Source organism: Escherichia sp. B1147 (assembly GCF_001660175.1).
GTDB classification, from domain to species: Bacteria; Pseudomonadota; Gammaproteobacteria; order Enterobacterales; family Enterobacteriaceae; genus Escherichia; species Escherichia whittamii.
The window spans coordinates 20070-37958 of sequence record NZ_LFHY01000016.1; the positions used below are offsets into that span (position 1 = coordinate 20070).

Here is a 17889-nt window from a genome sequence, read left to right on the forward strand (position 1 = left end):
GCGTTTTTTTTCGCATTCATCTCGCTAACTTCGCTTATTATGGGGATCAGTTTCAGGGTTTCAAGGGAAGCACTCACATTGTCATCAATCTTCGCAACAAGGACCTCGGAAAATGAATAATCATTTCAAGTGTATTGGCATTGTGGGACACCCACGGCACCCCACTGCACTGACAACACATGAAATGCTCTACCGCTGGCTGTGCACAAAAGGTTACGAGGTCATCGTCGAACAGCAAATCGCGCACGAACTGCAACTGAAGAATGTGAAAACTGGCACACTCGCCGAGATTGGGCAACTGGCTGACCTCGCAGTAGTTGTTGGCGGCGACGGTAATATGCTCGGCGCAGCGCGCACGCTCGCCCGCTATGACATCAAAGTTATCGGCATTAACCGTGGCAACCTGGGTTTCCTGACCGACCTTGATCCCGATAACGCCCAGCAACAGTTAGCCGATGTGCTGGAAGGTCATTACATCAGCGAAAAACGTTTTTTGCTGGAGGCGCAAGTTTGCCAGCAAGATTGCCAGAAGCGCATCAGCACCGCGATTAATGAAGTGGTGCTACATCCTGGCAAAGTGGCGCATATGATTGAATTCGAAGTATACATCGACGAGATCTTTGCGTTTTCTCAGCGTTCTGATGGACTGATTATTTCGACGCCTACAGGTTCTACCGCCTATTCCCTGTCGGCGGGCGGCCCGATTCTGACCCCCTCTCTGGATGCGATTACCCTGGTACCAATGTTCCCGCATACGTTGTCAGCGCGACCACTGGTCATAAACAGCAGCAGCACCATCCGTCTGCGTTTTTCGCATCGCCGTAACGACCTGGAAATCAGTTGCGACAGCCAGATAGCACTGCCGATTCAGGAAGGTGAAGATGTCCTGATTCGGCGCTGTGATTACCATCTGAATCTGATTCATCCGAAAGATTACAGCTATTTCAACACATTAAGCACCAAGCTCGGCTGGTCAAAAAAATTATTCTAATTTTTCGCCAGCCTCTTTACTGTATATAAAACCAGTTTATACTGTACACAATAACAGTAATGGTTTTTCATACAGGAAAACGACTATGTTGGCACAACTGACCATCAGCAACTTTGCTATCGTTCGTGAGCTTGAGATTGATTTTCACAGCGGCATGACCGTAATAACCGGTGAAACCGGCGCGGGTAAATCTATCGCGATAGATGCCCTCGGCCTTTGTCTCGGTGGTCGAGCTGAAGCCGACATGGTACGTACCGGCGCTACTCGCGCTGACCTGTGCGCCCGTTTTTCACTGAAAGATACACCAGCGGCTCTGCGCTGGCTGGAAGAAAACCAACTGGAAGATGGCCGTGAATGTCTGCTTCGTCGCGTAATCAGTAGCGATGGTCGCTCCCGTGGTTTCATCAACGGCACGGCTGTTCCGCTGTCACAACTGCGCGAGCTGGGTCAGTTGCTCATTCAGATCCATGGTCAGCACGCTCATCAATTACTCACCAAATCCGAGCACCAAAAATTCCTGCTTGATGGCTACGCCAATGAAACCTCTCTGCTCCAGGAAATGACCGCACGTTATCAGTTGTGGCATCAGAGCTGCCGCGACCTCGCGCACCATCAACAATTAAGTCAGGAACGCGCCGCCCGCGCGGAGCTGCTGCAATACCAATTAAAAGAACTTAACGAATTTAATCCGCAGCCCGGCGAATTCGAACAAATCGACGAAGAGTACAAGCGTCTGGCAAACAGCGGTCAATTGCTGACTACCAGCCAGAATGCACTGGCATTAATGGCCGACAGTGAAGACGCGAACCTGCAAAGCCAGCTTTACACTGCAAAACAATTGGTCAGCGAATTGATCGGTATGGACAGCAAACTGTCCGGCGTACTTGATATGCTGGAAGAGGCCACCATCCAGATTGCTGAAGCCAGTGACGAACTGCGCCACTACTGCGATCGTCTGGATCTCGACCCTAATCGGTTGTTCGAACTTGAACAACGTATTTCAAAGCAAATTTCGTTGGCACGTAAGCACCACGTCAGCCCGGAAGCATTACCACAGTATTATCAATCACTGCTGGAAGAGCAGCAGCAACTGGACGATCAGGCTGACTCGCAAGAAACCCTCGCGTTGGCAGTCACTAAACACCATCAGCAGGCACTGCAAACAGCACGCGCGTTACACCAGCAACGCCAGCATTATGCAAATGAGTTGGCGCACCTGATCACCGACAGTATGCATGCGCTCTCCATGCCGCATGGGCAATTTACGATTGATGTTAAATTTGACGAGCACCACCTGGGCGCTGACGGTGCTGATCGTATTGAGTTTCGGGTAACCACCAACCCAGGCCAACCAATGCAGCCCATCGCCAAAGTCGCATCCGGCGGTGAATTGTCGCGTATCGCACTGGCAATCCAGGTCATTACCGCACGGAAAATGGAAACCCCGGCGCTTATTTTCGATGAAGTGGATGTGGGAATTAGCGGCCCGACAGCGGCAGTCGTCGGCAAACTGCTACGTCAACTTGGCGAATCAACCCAGGTGATGTGTGTTACCCATTTGCCGCAAGTCGCAGGATGCGGTCATCAACACTATTTTGTCAGCAAAGAAACCGATGGCGCGATGACCGAAACGCATATGGAGTCGCTGGACAGAAAAGCGCGGTTACAGGAACTGGCGCGCTTATTGGGCGGTAGTGAAGTTACACGCAATACGCTGGCAAACGCGAAAGAACTGTTGGCGGCGTAAACTTTTTTACCGCTTCACGGTCAGAGTAGACAGCAAAACGCCGTAGGACCGGAAAGCAAAAGGTTTTAAAGTGATGAAAGGTCTATTATCATCGGCATATTACATATGAGCCACGTACTGCTCGGGCCCGAAAAGGAATCAAATCACTATGCGCTGTAAAACGCTGACTGCTGCCGCAGCAGTACTATTGATGTTGACCGCAGGCTGTTCCACTCTGGAGCGAGTGGTTTACCGTCCTGACATCAACCAGGGGAACTATCTGACCGCTAACGACGTTTCCAAAATACGTGTTGGCATGACGCAACAACAAGTTGCGTACGCATTGGGTACACCGCTGATGTCTGATCCATTTGGTACAAATACCTGGTTCTATGTGTTCCGCCAGCAACCAGGTCATGAAGGTGTAACGCAGCAAACGCTGACGCTGACCTTTAACAGCAGCGGTGTGTTGACCAATATTGATAACAAACCTGCGCTGACTGGCAACGAATAAAACTTGCCGTTTATAGCGAATAAAAAAGGTGCTCAGTGAGCACCTTTTTTCTGGTTGTTATTTATTCGCCGATTTTTCTGCTCGTTGCCTGCGAAGCTCCTTCGGATCGGCAATCAGCGGACGATAAATCTCCACCCGATCGCCGTCGTGCACGGTATCGCTCAGTTTGGCCGGACGACTGTAAATACCGACTTTATTTTTAGTTAAATCAATATCAGTACGCAGTTCCAGCAAACCACTTGCGCGAATTGCTTCTTCAACCGTCGCGCCCTCCTGCAATCTTACCCGTTGCAGGTATTGCTTCTCGGGCAATGCGTAAGCCACCTCAACGGCAATTTTACCTGGCACTGTAGACCTCTTTTGCACGAACAGTAAAAGCCTGCACCATATTAGTTGCCAGCTCTTTAAACACACGACCAAAGGCGAGTTCAATCAACTTATTGGTAAACTCAAAGTCGAGATGAAACTCAATACGGCACGCGTCCTGGCTCAACGGCGTAAACTTCCAGCCGCCAATCAATTTCTTAAACGGCCCATCAACCAGATTCATCAGAATACTTTGGTTATTGGTCAACTGGTTGCGGGTTGTAAACGTTTTGCTAATCCCAGCCTTAGACACATCTACCGCAGCGGTCATCTGCCCAGGAGTGGACTCCAGAATCCGGCTTCCAGTGCACCCTGGTAAAAACTGAGGATAAGACTGAACGTCATTCACTAACTGATACATTTGCTCCGCGCTGTAGGGTACCAGTGCGGTCCGGCTAATCTGAGGCATAACAATTTCCATCAACAAAAATCCAACAAATAATATCATTTATCCCGCAGTAAAAAAAACGCTATCCCGGCGCTGGGTAACATCCGGTTCATGCTAAGATAGAGCCTTGTCCCCCGCAGGATTGATATGGGGTATTTTCGATTTCAGATTACCGATGATTCACGACGCTTATGACGAAGAAAAAAGCACATAAACCTGGTTCAGCGACCATCGCGCTTAACAAGCGCGCCCGTCACGAATACTTTATTGAAGAAGAATTCGAAGCGGGACTTGCCCTGCAAGGCTGGGAAGTTAAATCCCTGCGCGCAGGAAAAGCCAATATTAGCGACAGCTATGTCCTTCTGCGCGACGGAGAAGCGTTCCTGTTTGGCGCAAACATCACGCCGATGGCGGTGGCTTCCACGCACGTGGTATGCGACCCTACTCGCACCCGTAAACTGCTTCTCAACCAGCGCGAACTTGACTCTCTCTATGGCCGAGTGAACCGTGAAGGTTATACCGTAGTGGCGCTCTCCCTGTACTGGAAAAATGCCTGGTGCAAAGTAAAAATCGGCGTCGCGAAAGGTAAGAAACAACACGATAAACGTTCTGATATCAAAGAACGCGAATGGCAGGTTGATAAAGCGCGTATCATGAAAAACGCTCACCGTTAAACCTACATAAGCGATACTAATCAAATCCTCACCGCGCCTCCCCATTCGGTGGCGCGAATGAACATCTTGTCGACTGTCAAATCTGACACTGATGTAGCCATCCCATTGCTTAATCGAAGAAAATCATACTATGCAGGTGCTAATTCCAGGATGGTAACGCCTTTGGGACTAGTCATGGGGCTCGAAAATCTGGTATACTTAACGTTACACATTGGGGCTGATTCTGGATTCGACGGGATTTGCGAAACCCAAGGTGCATGCCGAGGGGCGGTTGGCCTCGTAAAAAGCCGCAAAAAATAGTCGCAAACGACGAAAACTACGCTTTAGCAGCTTAATAACCTGCTTAGAGCCCTCTCTCCCTAGCCTCCGCTCTTAGGACGGGGATCAAGAGAGGTCAAACCCAAAAGAGATCGCGTGGAAGCCCTGCCTGGGGTTGAAGCGTTAAAACTTAATCAGGCTAGTTTGTTAGTGGCGTGTCCGTCCGCAGCTGGCAAGCGAATGTAAAGACTGACTAAGCATGTAGTACCGAGGATGTAGGAATTTCGGACGCGGGTTCAACTCCCGCCAGCTCCACCAAATAAATCAAGGGGTTACGTAAAAGCGTAGCCCCTTTTTCTTTGGTAGTGGCGGCAAAATGGCGACAGACTTTTGCGTCCATCTTGCCTGTCGCCATCTTGAAATCATGCAAAGAGGTTTCACATGGAAGAACTTCACTTTGTTTACATCAATGCAAATGGTCGTATCGGAGTTCACTCAATACAGAGCATCAGTTATAGCGAAAATCATATACAGGGCATTTGTAAGAACACCGATCGAATAAAAACCTTCCGAAAAGACCGCATTCTTAAACAGTACGATTCACCAGAACAAGCCATTCAGGAATGCGCGTCATTCCTCCCCGAAAACTACTCACATCTCACTAAGCAGTCTGGTCCGAAAAAAAATACATTCGATGTGTGTTTCACCGGATTTAAGAAAGCAGATAAAGAAAGATTGGTTGATAAGGCGAATGAACAAGGATTAACGGTAAGAACCTCTGTAACCCAAAGCCTTCAGATGCTCTGTTGCGGTTACAATGCAGGCCCATCAAAAGTATCGGCAGCCAGGATGAAAGGCACAATCATCATAGATGAGCTTGGCTTTATACATTTTCTTGAAACGGGTGAGATCCCAGATGAATAAAAACCTGCCGTAGCAGGTTCTCTTTCTCAAAAATTCATATGCCCCTGACCACCTGGCAATGGATGTGGAGGAGCAGTAGCAATCAGTGCGGGTGTCACAATAAACCGGACCACTGTTTCATGGGTAACAAAAGTGCTCCCGCAGTTAATATTTTGGCACTGGCAGTAACGCTCTTTGGTGCTTTCAGTTACTTGAAAACTGCTCCTTGTGTGTGCCGCATGACCACACTTTGGACAATTCATCATATCCAGATCCCTACCTTTGCTATCAGAATCATTGTAATGATACACAAAATATCAATATTGAGAACACTTTATTCCATTTCAAGATCATCAATCTTCACTTCGAGTTCAATACTGGTCGTAAAACCATTATCCGGGCTGACGGTATGAGTCAGAGTCGTAATGGTCCATTCCGCATCATCTATCGGTTGTTTAAAGCCACTAACTTTCACTGGCATTTCCGTGTAAAGATCTGCCCGCCCTTCCGCCAGTTGTAGCGAGAATGACGCAACGCCGCGTTGCAGGCGTTCCCACTGCATTTTCGCTGCCCGTTCAGCGTTGCTCCGGTTGGCATAAGTGCGATTAAGTACCAGCACGTTTTCATCCGTACCCACCAGGTAATCGCCCTGCTTCGCTTCCGGCTCTTTCTTCTGCTTCTTAGTTCTGCGCTTACGCTTCACCGTGGTGCTTTCTTTCTTCGCAGGTTCGCGGGTATGCAACCAGCTGGCAATTACGCCCGTGTAGGCTCCGCGATCTGCCAGGGTAAATCGGTGACTGTCGCCGTCCTTGCGTGTGATAGTGATCACTGGCAGAGGTTTACCAGTGGCGCTTTTGCCCTGCCCCTGCCGGATGAATAACAGATTGCCATTTTTCACCGACGCGATGGCACCGTACTGTCGCGCCAGCCGCATCAGAAAACTGCCGTCACTCTCATTAGTCTGGTCTATATGCTCCACGGGCTTATCCGACAGGTCTTTACCCAGTGCCATCTTCAGCTTGTGCCGCGCGGCTATTTCCTTCACCACTTCCCCGACGGTGGTCTTATGCCACGATTTTTCACGGCGGGTATTCAGCGTTTCCCGAAAATCAGCACTTCGCGCCCGGATAGTCAGGCGGTCCGGTGCGCCAGTGTGTTCAATCTCGTCCACTGTGAATGCCCCTTTCGGGAAAAGCGGCTGCCCCTTCCAGCCCAGCGCCAGCGTAATAACCGCACCACGGCGCGGCAGCACGATTTTTCCGTCAGCGTCATCCAGCTCCAGATCAAGCTGGTCCGCTTCAAAGCCCCGGTTATCCGTCAGCGTCAAACTCATCAGGCGGTTATCCAGCACAGTGGTGATATCCCTGCCCTCAATACTGATGCTGAATGCGGGAGTTTTGTTGCCTTTGTTAAGCAGTTCAGAGCTGAAATTCACGACAGCAGCCCTCCCACCGTTTTACTGATATCGCTTAAGGCAGACGTTGCCGTGTCCTGCAAATTATTCAGTTGCGCACTGAGATCACCGAACATATCGGACAGGGATTCATCCACTCGTTTGAGCGACAGGGTGAACTCAATCCGGCGCGGCATACCGTCGCGGAAAAACTCCGTTTTAGTCTGATTCAGTCCCTCAATCACATACATGCCGTAAATCGTGCCGCTGCCTTCAATCAGGGGCCATGCTTTCCCCTGTTCTGCCATCTGCTCCAGTGCCAGCAACGACAGCCTGCCGCCTGTTATTTCCGGCATAAGAACACCGGAAAGCGTCAGCATGTCGTTTTCCGGTCCCAGAAACTGCGTGGACGGACGTCGGTTTACCCGACTGTTTGCCGCATGTCGCCAGCTGCGTTGATACTGCAGTTCCTGATACGGAACGGTGCGCAGCATAAACACGTACAATCCCAGCACCATCATCATGCGTCGTATCCCCCCTGATCGCTGTAGTTACTCCTGGCTTTTGCCTTCAGCCTGCGTTCACGTTCATCAAGCTGGCGTGCCACCTCCCGCGCAATATCCTGCGCACTTTGTCCTGGCTGCGTCTGAATGATGATCTGCGTCGGTGCCTCAATCCGTTGAACGAGCGGCACAGTGGCTGCGCGACTCACAATTGCTTCTCCACCTTTCGCGGGAAGTGCCAAAGGGTGCAACGGTGGAAGCTCTGCTGGCGCGGCAGCAACGCCCATCATTCCGGCAACAACGGCAGCCAGTGCAGCTGTATTTCTCCGGCTGGTCACATTTGCCGGGCCGTTAACAATTTCCGGCCCGTTTTCACCGACGATGCCAAACTGCCCGCGCGGGATATACCCGCCGCTGTCATACATCCCCGCAAAGCCATATCCCCATGATGGAAAACCACCCGATGGCATCATCACTTTACCGTCTGCATTCACCGTCGCAGGTTGCTGACGCGTCACGCTTTCCGGCAGTTTTGCCTTTGCGGCCTCTTTACTGACAATGCCGAGCTTCTCCAGCAACCAGGAAACGCCGGATTTCAGGGAGTCCAGCGGATGCATGACCATATTCAGCCCTTCCGCCAGTGCCTCCCCGAATCGCCGCCCCATTGCCGCTGCGCTCTGCAGTTCGGCAGAGGTCGACTTAACGGGCGTCAGCAGATCAGTAAACCAGCCCCACAGCGCCTGCACTTTGTCGCCAATCCACTGGAACACGGGCTTAAGCGGTTCGAACGCTGCACTGATGGGACCTGCCGCCGCTTTGAATCCTTCCACCACGCCACCGAGAAATGCGGTGATGGGTTGCCAGTATTTCCAGACAACCAGCGCCACGCCCGCCAGTGCAGTAACCACAAGACCTATCGGACTGAGCAGAGCACCTAACAGACCAGATATGGCATACAGGGCAACGCGCAGCATCGCCAGCGGGCCGGATGCGAGCACACGCAGCACCGCGCCTGCGGCAGCCAGCCCACCGCGTAGTGCTGCCAGTGGATTCATAAACATCACAGCAACAGCACGTAAACCGGATAATCCAGAACGCAAAAGTGCAACCGGCGCACCTGCTACAGTTTTCAGGACATTTCCCGTCAGTGATACCGTGCGACGCAAAGACGACAACGGAGCAGTAAGTAAACCCGCTGCGTTGCCCGATGAAGCAAGCCCGCGTCGCAGCAGTGCCAGTGGTGCGCCAGCCAGCCAGGACAACGCGCTGCTGGTTCGAGTTACTGCTGCCGTAACGGAAGGTAACGTTTTGATACCCAGCACAGAGAATCCCAGACGGATCACTGCCAGCGGCCCCAGCACTGCAGCCAGCGCCACCGCTAAGGTGCCGAGGCCTACGGTAACCGCAGCCACAACAGCCACTACTTTCATCAGTGTGCCTGTCAGTTCCGGGTTAGCTTCCACCCAGCGGCGCAACGCCCCCGTGACGCTTTTCACCGTGTACAGAATATCCATCAGCGGCTGGCGCAGCGTTTCGCCCAGGCTGCTGAAGGTGTTCTGCGCTCCGGTTTTGACCAGCAACCACTGAGCAGAAAGTGAGTCTTTGTTGATGTCGGATTCTTTCTGCATCGAACCGAGCGCATCATTGCCCGCTGTCAGTTTTAGCTGGCGCTGTAGTTCCGGCAGGTTGTTTGCCAGTTTCGCCGCGTCATCGCCAAACTCTTTACCAAACAACATGGTCATGGCAGACAGACGCTTGTCCTGCGGCAGTGCGTTCACCTTCTCCAGTACACGCTGGATGGTTCCCATCGCATCCTTCGTCATCTGCTTTTCAATCACTTCAGGATTGAGTTTCAGCAGATTCATCCCTTCAAAGAAACTCTTGCTTTGCATGGTGGCAATGGACAATTCACGCACCATCGCGTTTGCTGCACTGGCTGCAACCTCCGGCGCAGCGCCCAGTGTCAGAAAGGTGGAACCCAGTGCCGCCGCTTTACGATAATCCAGACGGTCAGCCACACCGCCCAGACGTTGCATCACATCAATGATGTCCGCCCCTTTCGACATGGCGTTATCATCCAGATAGTTCAGCGCATCGCCGAGCTGTTCAATATTGCGGGTAGGTATTTTGTAGAGCTGGGCGATTTTCCCCAGACTTTCTGACAGTTCATCCGCTGGCAGCTCAAAGGCTGTTGCCGCCTTTGCTGCCGTACTGGCGAAGGCCAGCAGGTCACGTTTCTGGTCTTCCCAGCTGTCGTCAGGGTTTGCCACGTTCATGCGCGCACCACCTTCAACCAGTGCAGCGAAGTCCACCGCACCGTTTTCCATCGGCAACTGTTCGCTGGCAGCCTTGATGGCATCCTGCATTTCGTAAAAACGCGCAGTGCGGTTGCCATTATCGTCACGCAGACCATTGACCTGCTTTGCCACACCTTTCATGGCATCTTCCATGCTGGTATAGCTTTTTACCGCCGCCATCACTGGCGCGCCCATTGCCAGCCCTGCAGCCGTGGTGGTGGCTCCGGCTCCTGCGATACGATCGCGCACTTCAAGCCGTCTTGAGTATTGTTCTCTGGCAGCGTTCATCCGTGCCTGTTGTTCACCCAGACGTTTAAGTGCTTTTTGCTGGCCCTCCAGTGCCTGCCTTGTTTCTTCAGCATTTTTCTTAAGTTCTCGCTGGGCACTACTGAGTTGCCTGGTATCAATCCCTGATTCTTTAAGTGCCTGACGTTGTCTCTGGACCGCCCCCAACAAGCCGTTATAGGTCTGCTGAAGTTCCTGTACTCGTGTTTTGGCCTGACTGAATAACTTTGCCTGCGCGGCGGTTGGCCTGTTAGTGGCAGCAAATTGTGTGGCGAGTTTTGCCGCCTCTTCGCGGGCTGCGTTCAGGTTGTTGGCTGTTATGGCTAGTTGCGAGCGCGTCTTGCGAAACTCATCAATTCTGCCAGCCTGCTTATTCAGTTCTTTGAGGCTGTTTCTGGTATTCTGAATTGTGCCAGCCAGCTCTTTCGAACTGGCCTGTGCAGCACGGAATGGGCGGGTGAGTTTGTCAACCGCATTAAGAATGACCTGCAGACGCAGGTTGTTATCACTCATCGTTGGCCCCGCTTCTCTGAATCGCTTTATACCGCCATTCCAGCACTTCGGTCAGCGGCATAACGTCAGTAACGGATGGCGGCCAGTGAAAAATGGTGGCGATATCTGCCACCAGATCGTCAACCGTCAGGCTGTCGGTAAACCGGCAAGCACCGACTTCTTCAACAAAAAAGTGACAACCTCAACCGACATGGCAGTGAGATCTGCCGGGTCCATCTCTGCAATTTCCTGTGCAGTCAGTGCCGGGCTGGAGATGCGGGGGATCACGGTCATCATCGCGTTCACATCCATATCCATAATAGCCTGCAGGCGTGTACCGCGCAGTGCACCGGACTGCGGCTTACGCAGCACAATTTCGGTAATTTCTGTTTTACCGCGCTTGATAGGGGTATCCAGTTGAATGGTCTTTTCAGTCTGCTTATCACTCATTTTGCTGTCCTGTAAATTGGGTTCTGGCGCGGTATCCCGCGCCGTTCAGATACATCAGAGGCCGAGGGCGTTGCGGTGCGCTTCCATCAGGTCCACACCGTCCACAATTTCCACCATGTTGATAAGGTCCACTTCATAGAGCACCTCACCATTGATGGTCAGCTTCGCGTAGCTGTTGGTACTGGTCACTTTGGTGGTGTTGCTTTCGCCCGTCTTCCACTCGCCGGAATCCACTTCTTTGTGACGCCCACGCACCACAAGCTCCACGGCCTGCACTTCCCCGGTATCGTCACGCTGGATAGAGCCGGTAAAGCGCAACTGGATACCATCCACCGTGGCTTTGCCCATCTGCTTAAACAGCAGGAGCTCAGTACCACCAATCGAAAATTCTGTATCCAGTGCACTGTCATCCAGTCCCAAATCCACATCCACCGCCCCCGGCATACCGCCGCCGCGATACTTCTCATATTTGCGGGTGAATTTCGGCAGCGTCAGCGACTCAACGATCCCCTGCCAGTTGTTCCCGTCGTTAAACAGGTTCAGGTGTTTTAATTTGCGTGGTAAAGCCATGTTGTCCCCTTACGCGCTGACCTGGCTGGAGAAATTCACCAGGTACTGATCGGTGATGCGCTGACGCAGCATCAGGTTTTCAAGTGGCGGCACTGGCGTGTAGTCGTAGTCGATGGTGAGCTTCCCGGCTTTCAGCGTGTCTTTATCGTTCACCGACTCATCCAGCCAGCAATCACCACCAATGAGATAGCCCTGACTGACCAGGCTACGCATTTTGGCGCGGATACCTTCGATAATGTCGCGCGCCAGCGACGGGTTCAGCGGTTTATCCACCGCCCACATGTGCGCTTCTGCCATCGTGTCCGTCAGCACCTGCGCCGTGCGGGTGTAGTTTTCGAAAGCAAAAAGCGGATCATCGCTCAGACAGCGGGAACCCCAGAAGCGGAAACCATCCTTGCGCACAAGCGTGGTGACGTCATTCTGGTTCAGCAGACCTGCATCGGTTGCCGGGTCCTGCAGATCCCAGAACACATCAGCAGAAATTCCGGTGACACCGTTCACGCCCACGTTGGACAGGCTTTTGTGCCACCCGGTCTGCTCATCAATTTTGGCACGCAGACCAAGCGCACGAGCGGTGGCATATGCCGTTGCTTCGGCATTCAGCACCGTGTCCCAGCCAGTAAAGTCAGGCCAGATCAGCATTCCTTCGCGCTGGCTGAAGTTTTCACGGTAAGTGATCGCCTCCTGTACCGTCTTGCAGCCATACGCTGACAGGTAGGCAAACCCACGCAGGCTTTGCGCCACACTCAGCAACTCAGTCGCAACGGCTTTGTTATCGTGACCTGGCACGCCGAGAATGCGCGGTTTAACGCCGAGCTGTGTCTGGGCAGATAACAGGGCTTTCATGCCTGTTTTTTTACCTTCAGCGGTCACTGCGCCGATGATATTAGTCGTGGTTTCTTCTTCCGTTTCCCCCTGCGGCACACGCACAACAACGGTCACGGGTTTTGCCTGGTCAGCGATGGCATCCAGCGAACGGGCCAGCGTGCCGGACTCACCCGCTTTACCGCTGGCGGTCAGTACATCAGTGATCAGCACGGGTTTATTAAGAGGAAACATTTTTGCATCGGCATCATCGCCCGTGCAGACCATACCCACGATGGCGGTGCTCACCGTGGTAATGGATCGGGTGCCTTCGTTGACTTCAACAACGCGCACCCCGTGGTGGTAATCCTGAGCCATAAGGCAGTCTCTCCGGTTGTAGAGGGGGTCTGCCTATGTTCTGGTTGATACGCGCAGGGTGCACGCGATGGGGCTTGTATGGAAAATGGCACAACGGCAGGGTGAAAAAATCCCCGCAGACGCGGGGCAGGAATTTAAAATTCTGGTAGTTCGGGCCAGGCAATATCAGGGGCAGTGCTGATATCTGTTGCCGTCACTGCATCGATGTAGTCAAGAACAGCATTAAGTTTTACTGTTTCTGCATCAGTTAATTTTCTTCCGGCCCGTAATTTCAGTTGAATCAAACTAACGGAAGCCATTGCAGTATCAATCAGTGACCGACGCTGTGTTTCTGCCGCTTCTACTGCGGCGCGATGTTGTATTTCAGTATCCGTCACCCATTTCTCACCATCCCATTTATCATATGGCGTTAACGGGGCGATATTGGTTGTATTTTCAGGGTAATCACCCGGATTTGTGATTTCTTTGGCATCTCCCGTTTCGGTGCTATAGACAGTTTCACCGCGATGGTCTGGCACATATTCCCATGAGTTTAAATCCGCAGAGCGGCAGATGGCATAACCAGCTTTATATGTTCCTGGTGCATCTAAACAGGAACATGCCGGAATACCGACACCAACAGCAAGATATTCAGTTGATGTGGAAATATATTCTCGTGTTTCACCATTATAATTATAGACAGTAATATCCCCCGCCTTCGTGGCAATAAACTCGTTATTTAATACAGCATTATCCATTATGCAGCCCTCACTATATAGTTAAATGCAATATTTCGCGCACGTGTTTCCGTTGATGTTCTGGCAACACGTGATGCATCAAAATAATAATTCGCCTGTTTATATGTACCACCTGTCGCAATTGATGCGAGATTTGGTGTCAATGTTGAAGAGGTAAATACGCCGACAGTATTATTATTTGGCCCCGTGGTCATATCCAAAAAGCTCCCTGTAATATTTTGCAGCGTATCGCTCTGAGCACTCAATAACGCTCGCCCACTGTCCACGCCACGCCCGTCATCCCAGCCACGAATAAACTCGCCACGAAGATCGGGTACTTTTCCTGATGGATATGCTGTAGCAAGTCGGGGATATTTCACCTTATCAAAGGCAGCACCATTGCATTTCAACCAGCCTGTCGGTGGAGTGGAAGAAGGCCACGGAACAGGGATACCTACAGGTAATGCTGAACCTTCTCCCAAACCAAGGTACGCGAGAAGACCAGCAACATCCTTTCCACTCAAATTAGTCAGCGTATTGTCCAGCGGTTGTTTACCTGACAGAGCATTCAACATTGTCGTGGCAAAGTTCGGGTCATTTCCCAGCGCCGCCGCCAGTTCGTTCAGTGTATCCAGTGCAGCAGGTGCAGAACCCACCATTGCCGCAATTGCCGATTTCACAAAAGCCGTGGTGGCAATCTGTGTATTGTTGACCGACTGTGCCGCTGTAGGTGCTGTTGGCGTTCCGGTGAGTGCCGGACTCGACAGTGGCGCTTTCAGTGCCAGCGCATTGTTAATGGTGGTACTGAATTTCGGGTCATTATTAATGGCTGCGGCTATTTCTTTCAGCGTGTCCAGCGTGGCGGGCGCGCCATTAATCAGGGCTTTCAGTGCCGCCTGAACAAACGCCGTGGTGGCAATCTGTGTATTGTTGACCGACTGTGCCGCAGTCGGCGCTGTTGGCGTCCCGGTAAGTGCCGGACTTGACAGTGGCGCTTTTAGTTCCAGCGCATTGTTAATGGTGGTGCTGAATTTCGGGTCATTGTTTATGGCTGCGGCTATTTCTTTCAGCGTGTCCAGCGTGGCTGGCGCACCATTAATAAGGGCCTTCAGTGCCGCCTGAACAAACGCGGTGGTCGCAAGTTGCGTGGTATTATTCCCCGCCGCTGGCGTTGGTGCTTTGGGGGTTCCGGTAAACGTCGGGCTGGCTTTTGGCGCGTACTGTGAATGCGGGTCCAGTGCGGCAAGATGTTTTGCCATCAGATCATCCACGTACACCTTCAGCTCCAGTGCCTTGTCATCCACATACTTGCGGGTTGCCAGCACAACGGCAGGGTCGATTTTCAGGGTGATATTGTCCGTGCTGCTGGTTATCAGCACCATGCGCACGGTCTGGGTGCGCCCGCTGCCTTCAGCCAGTTGCGGTTTATAGCTTTCCGGGCAGTTCCCCACGGCAATCAATGCCCCTGACTCATCAAACAGGCCCACTTCACGTATCCACCAACCGCCCTCGTTTTCAGGGATCACCTGTTCAGCAATAATCTGGCTGCTGTTCTGCGGGTCGATATAGAGCATATTCAGCGCAGCCCGGCGTTTCTCATTTACCAGTGCAGTCTGCTTTGCGTCCGGCGTCGGCAATACTCCGCCGCCATCGCCCACCGCCATATGGGTAATTTTTAGCGGCACACCGAGCGCGGCGGCGCTGGCAAGTTTCGCCGCGCCAATATCCGTCAGCAGGGTATAAAATTTTGTGCTCATGGATTCACTCTCATTGTGTCAATAACATGGACCGCCCCGCCTTCATGCGCGGTGCCGCCGGAAATAATTGTTTCGTTGATATACGGATAGATCGTGATTTCTTCGCCAAGATAGCTGGCGGCCCCCACCCAATGCGGACCGCTGGTCTGCAGATTGATGGACATGCCGATCATGTGACGGCTACATGGTTTGGCATCGCTTATCAGTCGCTCAAGTTCCAGATAGGTATCTTCAGTGATGCCCTGGTCCTGCACGCCGATATCCAGGCGAAACGTGCCCGGTGCCTCTCCGGTCTGCCACCACTCAATAATGCGGATCAGAAAGCCGAACGGCTCCACCACCCGCCGCACGGCACTGGTGGTTCCTTTATGCTGATGAATATAAAAAGCATCCTTCACCACCTGGCGCTTGACGCTTTCTGTCCAGCTCTCGTCCCAGCGATCCACAGAGAACGCCCAGGCGAGATAAGGCAGGAAACTGACCGGACAGGTTGCCGGATTCCACAAGTCACGCAGCGGCACCTGCAGATCAGAAATCCCACTGCAGGTTTGCGCCAGTCGTCGCTCCAGTGAAGTTGAACCCGGTGGCAGCAGACTATTCATCCGTTCCCCCGTTGGTCACGCTCCACTGAGTACATGATGCCGCCTGCGTTTTGTTCAGGACCACATCCGCCAGCGGCGAAGCCAGCTCCACACGCTGCACACCCTCAACATGCAGGGCGGCAAAAATGGCGCTACGGCGAATATCCCGACCAAGCCGCGTCTGACTGGCGATGTACTTCTGCAGGCTGGCTTTTGCCGCTGCCATTACCGGCTCGGCTTCCGGCCCCGGATAGAGAAAAATGGTGGCATCCACCCGGTACGGGATGATTTCTGCGCTGCGAACCGTCAGACGGTCAGCCACCGGGCGGACGTTCTCACTGTTCAGAGATTTTTCCACCACGTCCAGCAGGTCTTTTTCTGCAGTTCCATCGCCTTCACGGCTAAGGACAGTCAGCACCACCTCTGCAGGTGCCGGGCTGGTTGCACTGGCATCCGCCACCCGACCGTCGGCGCTTCGGGCATGAAATTCATAAGCTGCAGTTGGCCCCGCGACTGAAAGCCCTTCAAAGGCTGCAGGCACACGCAGGCGTAACGCTTCATCGCTTTCCATCACAGCCGCAACGGGTGGCACAGCGTCATTATCAGCAGGCGTCACCGTCAGGCGTTTCACGTTGTAGTTGGCAGCGAGCTGGTCAAGATCGCCGCCCATCGCGTAAGCCACCATCACCGCCTGCGCGGCTTCGTTAATGCGCTGGCGCAGAAGCAACTCACGGTAAGCGTTCTCCTGCAGCAATTTGGTGACGGGTTCAGATTCCAGTTCCAGCGTGCGGATCACTGCTTCCTGCTCATCTTTCGGATGAAGCGCCACAAATTCTGCCTTGCGTTCGGCAAGCAGCGTCTCAAAGTCCGGCACATCCACAATCTGCGGCGCAGGCAACTGCGAAAGGTCAATCACTGCCATTCTCTGCTCCTGTTGATACGGAAAGGGATACAGGCACACCGTTATTCCGCCGCCCGGTCAGCTCCACCACCATAGAACCGTCAAAGTTGCTGTTGATGGTGATGGAATCCAGCGTCAGCCGTGGCTCCCAGCGACTCAGCGCCACATACACTGCCGACATGACCTGCAGGCGCAATGCCGGATTTTGTGGCTGGTCTATCAGCGCCGACAGCAGGGATCCATATTCCCGACGGGCAATGCGGCTACCCTGTGGCGTCAGCAAAATGTCCCGCACCGACTGGCGCAGATGGTCCGTGTCTGTAATAGCTTTTCCATTGCTCTGACTCATGCCGATATACAGCGTCATACCGGGCCTCCGGTTGTATCGCCGCCTTTCAGGACGCCAGTATGCTGATGCGCATCAACCACGATCCCGTTAGAACTCATCGCTCCGCCGCCCTGGGTAACGCCACCATTGATCACCACTTCGCTGTTAATGCGCGTGCGGTCAACCTCCAGTACAAACTCACTGGTTTTCATGGTGATGTTGTCAGCGGCCTCAATGACCATTGATTTGATGCCCCTGACATACCAGCGCCCGGTGGCGGGTTCGTATTCAAACCAGCCACCGTCAGGATGTTCTGTCACGCAGGCGTCCGCCGACGTCGACGGTGGCGCGAACTGATTCGAATAGATGGCGGGTAACGCAAAGGCGGTTTCCAGATTGCCGCCCAGACTCAGCAGCACCACCTGCTCACCTTCCGATGGTCGCCACCATGTGCGGGCATTCCCGGCACGCAGCGTCAGCCAGCTGATCCAGTTGGTTTCAAGCTCGCCCGTTTTCACCCGGCAAAGCCAGTTTTCCCTGTCCACTTCGGTGACTACCCCTGTGCGGATCAGGTTGGTGATAAGGCGCATGATTTCGGTTAATTGTGCGTTCAT

Annotated in this window: 21 protein-coding genes and 1 other RNA gene; 6 read left to right on the forward strand and 16 right to left on the reverse strand. The window is 52.9% G+C overall.

Annotated features, from left to right (window positions below; genetic code table 11):
- The first annotated feature begins 112 nt into the window (after positions 1 to 112).
- The 3 genes from nadK (at position 113) to bamE (ending at position 3231) form a co-directional block, all read left to right on the forward strand.
- A complete protein-coding gene (gene nadK, locus A9180_RS17550; protein WP_001059169.1) occupies positions 113 to 991 on the forward strand; it encodes an NAD(+) kinase in 879 nt (292 codons plus the stop codon).
- 85 nt (positions 992 to 1076) lie between these two features.
- Entirely contained in the window at positions 1077 to 2738 is a 1662-nt protein-coding gene (gene recN / locus A9180_RS17555; protein WP_064529891.1) for a DNA repair protein RecN, read from the forward strand.
- Positions 2739 to 2886: 148 nt separating this feature from the next.
- On the forward strand, positions 2887 to 3231 hold the full coding sequence (gene bamE / locus A9180_RS17560) for an outer membrane protein assembly factor BamE (protein WP_064529892.1): 345 nt from the start codon (positions 2887 to 2889) through the stop codon (positions 3229 to 3231).
- Between the two features lie 57 nt (positions 3232 to 3288).
- Here the strand turns inward: bamE and A9180_RS17565 are convergent, their stop codons facing one another.
- Positions 3289 to 3579 (reverse strand): RnfH family protein, encoded by a 291-nt coding sequence (locus A9180_RS17565; RefSeq protein WP_064529893.1) that lies wholly within the window; start codon positions 3577 to 3579, stop codon positions 3289 to 3291.
- Positions 3569 to 4006 carry a type II toxin-antitoxin system toxin RatA gene (ratA, locus tag A9180_RS17570; protein ID WP_064529894.1) on the reverse strand — a complete coding sequence of 146 codons (438 nt, stop codon included), beginning with the start codon at positions 4004 to 4006 and terminating at the stop codon, positions 3569 to 3571. Before ratA ends, A9180_RS17565 begins: the two co-directional genes overlap by 11 nt.
- Positions 4007 to 4176: 170 nt before the next feature.
- Between ratA and smpB the strand changes: the two genes are divergently transcribed.
- The 3 genes from smpB to A9180_RS17585 all read left to right on the forward strand — a co-directional run bounded on the left by smpB (position 4177) and on the right by A9180_RS17585 (position 5841).
- Positions 4177 to 4659 carry an SsrA-binding protein SmpB gene (smpB, locus tag A9180_RS17575; protein ID WP_000162574.1) on the forward strand — a complete coding sequence of 161 codons (483 nt, stop codon included), beginning with the start codon at positions 4177 to 4179 and terminating at the stop codon, positions 4657 to 4659.
- A gap of 213 nt (positions 4660 to 4872) precedes the next feature.
- Positions 4873 to 5235: a transfer-messenger RNA gene (ssrA, locus tag A9180_RS17580) on the forward strand.
- Between the two features lie 123 nt (positions 5236 to 5358).
- Entirely contained in the window at positions 5359 to 5841 is a 483-nt protein-coding gene (locus A9180_RS17585; protein ID WP_064529895.1) for a hypothetical protein, read from the forward strand.
- A gap of 26 nt (positions 5842 to 5867) precedes the next feature.
- Here A9180_RS17585 and A9180_RS23460 read toward each other — a convergent pair whose 3' ends face one another.
- From A9180_RS23460 to A9180_RS17650, 14 genes are all read right to left on the reverse strand, one after another.
- Positions 5868 to 6086 (reverse strand): ogr/Delta-like zinc finger family protein, encoded by a 219-nt coding sequence (locus A9180_RS23460; protein ID WP_000980501.1) that lies wholly within the window; start codon positions 6084 to 6086, stop codon positions 5868 to 5870.
- A gap of 68 nt (positions 6087 to 6154) precedes the next feature.
- The gene (locus A9180_RS17590) at positions 6155 to 7255 is read right to left on the reverse strand and encodes a phage late control D family protein (RefSeq protein WP_001011796.1); all 1101 of its coding nucleotides are present in this window, start codon (positions 7253 to 7255) and stop codon (positions 6155 to 6157) included.
- Positions 7252 to 7737, reverse strand: a complete 486-nt coding sequence (locus tag A9180_RS17595) for a phage tail protein (RefSeq protein WP_000980413.1) — start codon at positions 7735 to 7737, stop codon at positions 7252 to 7254. Before A9180_RS17595 ends, A9180_RS17590 begins: the two co-directional genes overlap by 4 nt.
- Complete coding sequence (locus A9180_RS17600) at positions 7734 to 10811, reverse strand: phage tail tape measure protein (RefSeq protein WP_064529896.1); 3078 nt, start codon at positions 10809 to 10811, stop codon at positions 7734 to 7736. The genes A9180_RS17595 and A9180_RS17600 overlap by 4 nt, the downstream gene beginning before the upstream one ends.
- Positions 10804 to 10923 (reverse strand): GpE family phage tail protein, encoded by a 120-nt coding sequence (locus A9180_RS17605; RefSeq protein WP_000763311.1) that lies wholly within the window; start codon positions 10921 to 10923, stop codon positions 10804 to 10806. Before A9180_RS17605 ends, A9180_RS17600 begins: the two co-directional genes overlap by 8 nt.
- Before the next feature lie 14 nt (positions 10924 to 10937).
- A complete protein-coding gene (locus A9180_RS17610) occupies positions 10938 to 11240 on the reverse strand; it encodes a phage tail assembly protein (RefSeq protein WP_001281009.1) in 303 nt (100 codons plus the stop codon).
- A 54-nt stretch (positions 11241 to 11294) separates the two neighbouring features.
- Entirely contained in the window at positions 11295 to 11810 is a 516-nt protein-coding gene (locus A9180_RS17615; RefSeq protein WP_001207660.1) for a phage major tail tube protein, read from the reverse strand.
- A gap of 9 nt (positions 11811 to 11819) precedes the next feature.
- Positions 11820 to 12992, reverse strand: coding sequence for a phage tail sheath protein (locus tag A9180_RS17620; protein WP_042343489.1), 1173 nt, complete (start codon positions 12990 to 12992; stop codon positions 11820 to 11822).
- 134 nt (positions 12993 to 13126) lie between these two features.
- Positions 13127 to 13729, reverse strand: coding sequence for a tail fiber assembly protein (locus tag A9180_RS17625; RefSeq protein WP_064529897.1), 603 nt, complete (start codon positions 13727 to 13729; stop codon positions 13127 to 13129).
- Positions 13729 to 15465: a phage tail protein gene (locus A9180_RS17630; protein WP_064529898.1), complete on the reverse strand. Its 1737-nt coding sequence runs from the start codon at positions 15463 to 15465 to the stop codon at positions 13729 to 13731. The genes A9180_RS17625 and A9180_RS17630 overlap by 1 nt, the downstream gene beginning before the upstream one ends.
- Entirely contained in the window at positions 15462 to 16067 is a 606-nt protein-coding gene (locus tag A9180_RS17635; protein ID WP_064529899.1) for a phage tail protein I, read from the reverse strand. Before A9180_RS17635 ends, A9180_RS17630 begins: the two co-directional genes overlap by 4 nt.
- Positions 16060 to 16968, reverse strand: coding sequence for a baseplate assembly protein (locus tag A9180_RS17640; RefSeq protein ID WP_064529900.1), 909 nt, complete (start codon positions 16966 to 16968; stop codon positions 16060 to 16062). Before A9180_RS17640 ends, A9180_RS17635 begins: the two co-directional genes overlap by 8 nt.
- On the reverse strand, positions 16955 to 17314 hold the full coding sequence (locus A9180_RS17645; RefSeq protein ID WP_053902277.1) for a GPW/gp25 family protein: 360 nt from the start codon (positions 17312 to 17314) through the stop codon (positions 16955 to 16957). Before A9180_RS17645 ends, A9180_RS17640 begins: the two co-directional genes overlap by 14 nt.
- Positions 17311 to 17889, reverse strand: a complete 579-nt coding sequence (locus tag A9180_RS17650; RefSeq protein ID WP_064529901.1) for a phage baseplate assembly protein V — start codon at positions 17887 to 17889, stop codon at positions 17311 to 17313. Before A9180_RS17650 ends, A9180_RS17645 begins: the two co-directional genes overlap by 4 nt.

What these genes read in the sequence shown, in the direction of transcription:
- nadK (WP_001059169.1), top strand. Translation starts at nt 113, where the DNA reads ATGAATAATCATTTCAAGTGTATTGGCATTGTGGGACACCCACGGCAC.
- recN (WP_064529891.1), top strand. Translation starts at nt 1,077, where the DNA reads ATGTTGGCACAACTGACCATCAGCAACTTTGCTATCGTTCGTGAGCTT.
- bamE (WP_064529892.1), top strand. Translation starts at nt 2,887, where the DNA reads ATGCGCTGTAAAACGCTGACTGCTGCCGCAGCAGTACTATTGATGTTG.
- ratA (WP_064529894.1), bottom strand. Translation starts at nt 4,006, where the DNA reads ATGCCTCAGATTAGCCGGACCGCACTGGTACCCTACAGCGCGGAGCAA.
- smpB (WP_000162574.1), top strand. Translation starts at nt 4,177, where the DNA reads ATGACGAAGAAAAAAGCACATAAACCTGGTTCAGCGACCATCGCGCTT.
- A9180_RS17585 (WP_064529895.1), top strand. Translation starts at nt 5,359, where the DNA reads ATGGAAGAACTTCACTTTGTTTACATCAATGCAAATGGTCGTATCGGA.
- A9180_RS23460 (WP_000980501.1), bottom strand. Translation starts at nt 6,086, where the DNA reads ATGATGAATTGTCCAAAGTGTGGTCATGCGGCACACACAAGGAGCAGT.
- A9180_RS17595 (WP_000980413.1), bottom strand. Translation starts at nt 7,737, where the DNA reads ATGATGATGGTGCTGGGATTGTACGTGTTTATGCTGCGCACCGTTCCG.
- A9180_RS17600 (WP_064529896.1), bottom strand. Translation starts at nt 10,811, where the DNA reads ATGAGTGATAACAACCTGCGTCTGCAGGTCATTCTTAATGCGGTTGAC.
- A9180_RS17610 (WP_001281009.1), bottom strand. Translation starts at nt 11,240, where the DNA reads ATGAGTGATAAGCAGACTGAAAAGACCATTCAACTGGATACCCCTATC.
- A9180_RS17615 (WP_001207660.1), bottom strand. Translation starts at nt 11,810, where the DNA reads ATGGCTTTACCACGCAAATTAAAACACCTGAACCTGTTTAACGACGGG.
- A9180_RS17620 (WP_042343489.1), bottom strand. Translation starts at nt 12,992, where the DNA reads ATGGCTCAGGATTACCACCACGGGGTGCGCGTTGTTGAAGTCAACGAA.
- A9180_RS17625 (WP_064529897.1), bottom strand. Translation starts at nt 13,729, where the DNA reads ATGGATAATGCTGTATTAAATAACGAGTTTATTGCCACGAAGGCGGGG.
- A9180_RS17630 (WP_064529898.1), bottom strand. Translation starts at nt 15,465, where the DNA reads ATGAGCACAAAATTTTATACCCTGCTGACGGATATTGGCGCGGCGAAA.
- A9180_RS17635 (WP_064529899.1), bottom strand. Translation starts at nt 16,067, where the DNA reads ATGAATAGTCTGCTGCCACCGGGTTCAACTTCACTGGAGCGACGACTG.
- A9180_RS17640 (WP_064529900.1), bottom strand. Translation starts at nt 16,968, where the DNA reads ATGGCAGTGATTGACCTTTCGCAGTTGCCTGCGCCGCAGATTGTGGAT.
- A9180_RS17645 (WP_053902277.1), bottom strand. Translation starts at nt 17,314, where the DNA reads ATGACGCTGTATATCGGCATGAGTCAGAGCAATGGAAAAGCTATTACA.
- A9180_RS17650 (WP_064529901.1), bottom strand. Translation starts at nt 17,889, where the DNA reads ATGAACGCACAATTAACCGAAATCATGCGCCTTATCACCAACCTGATC.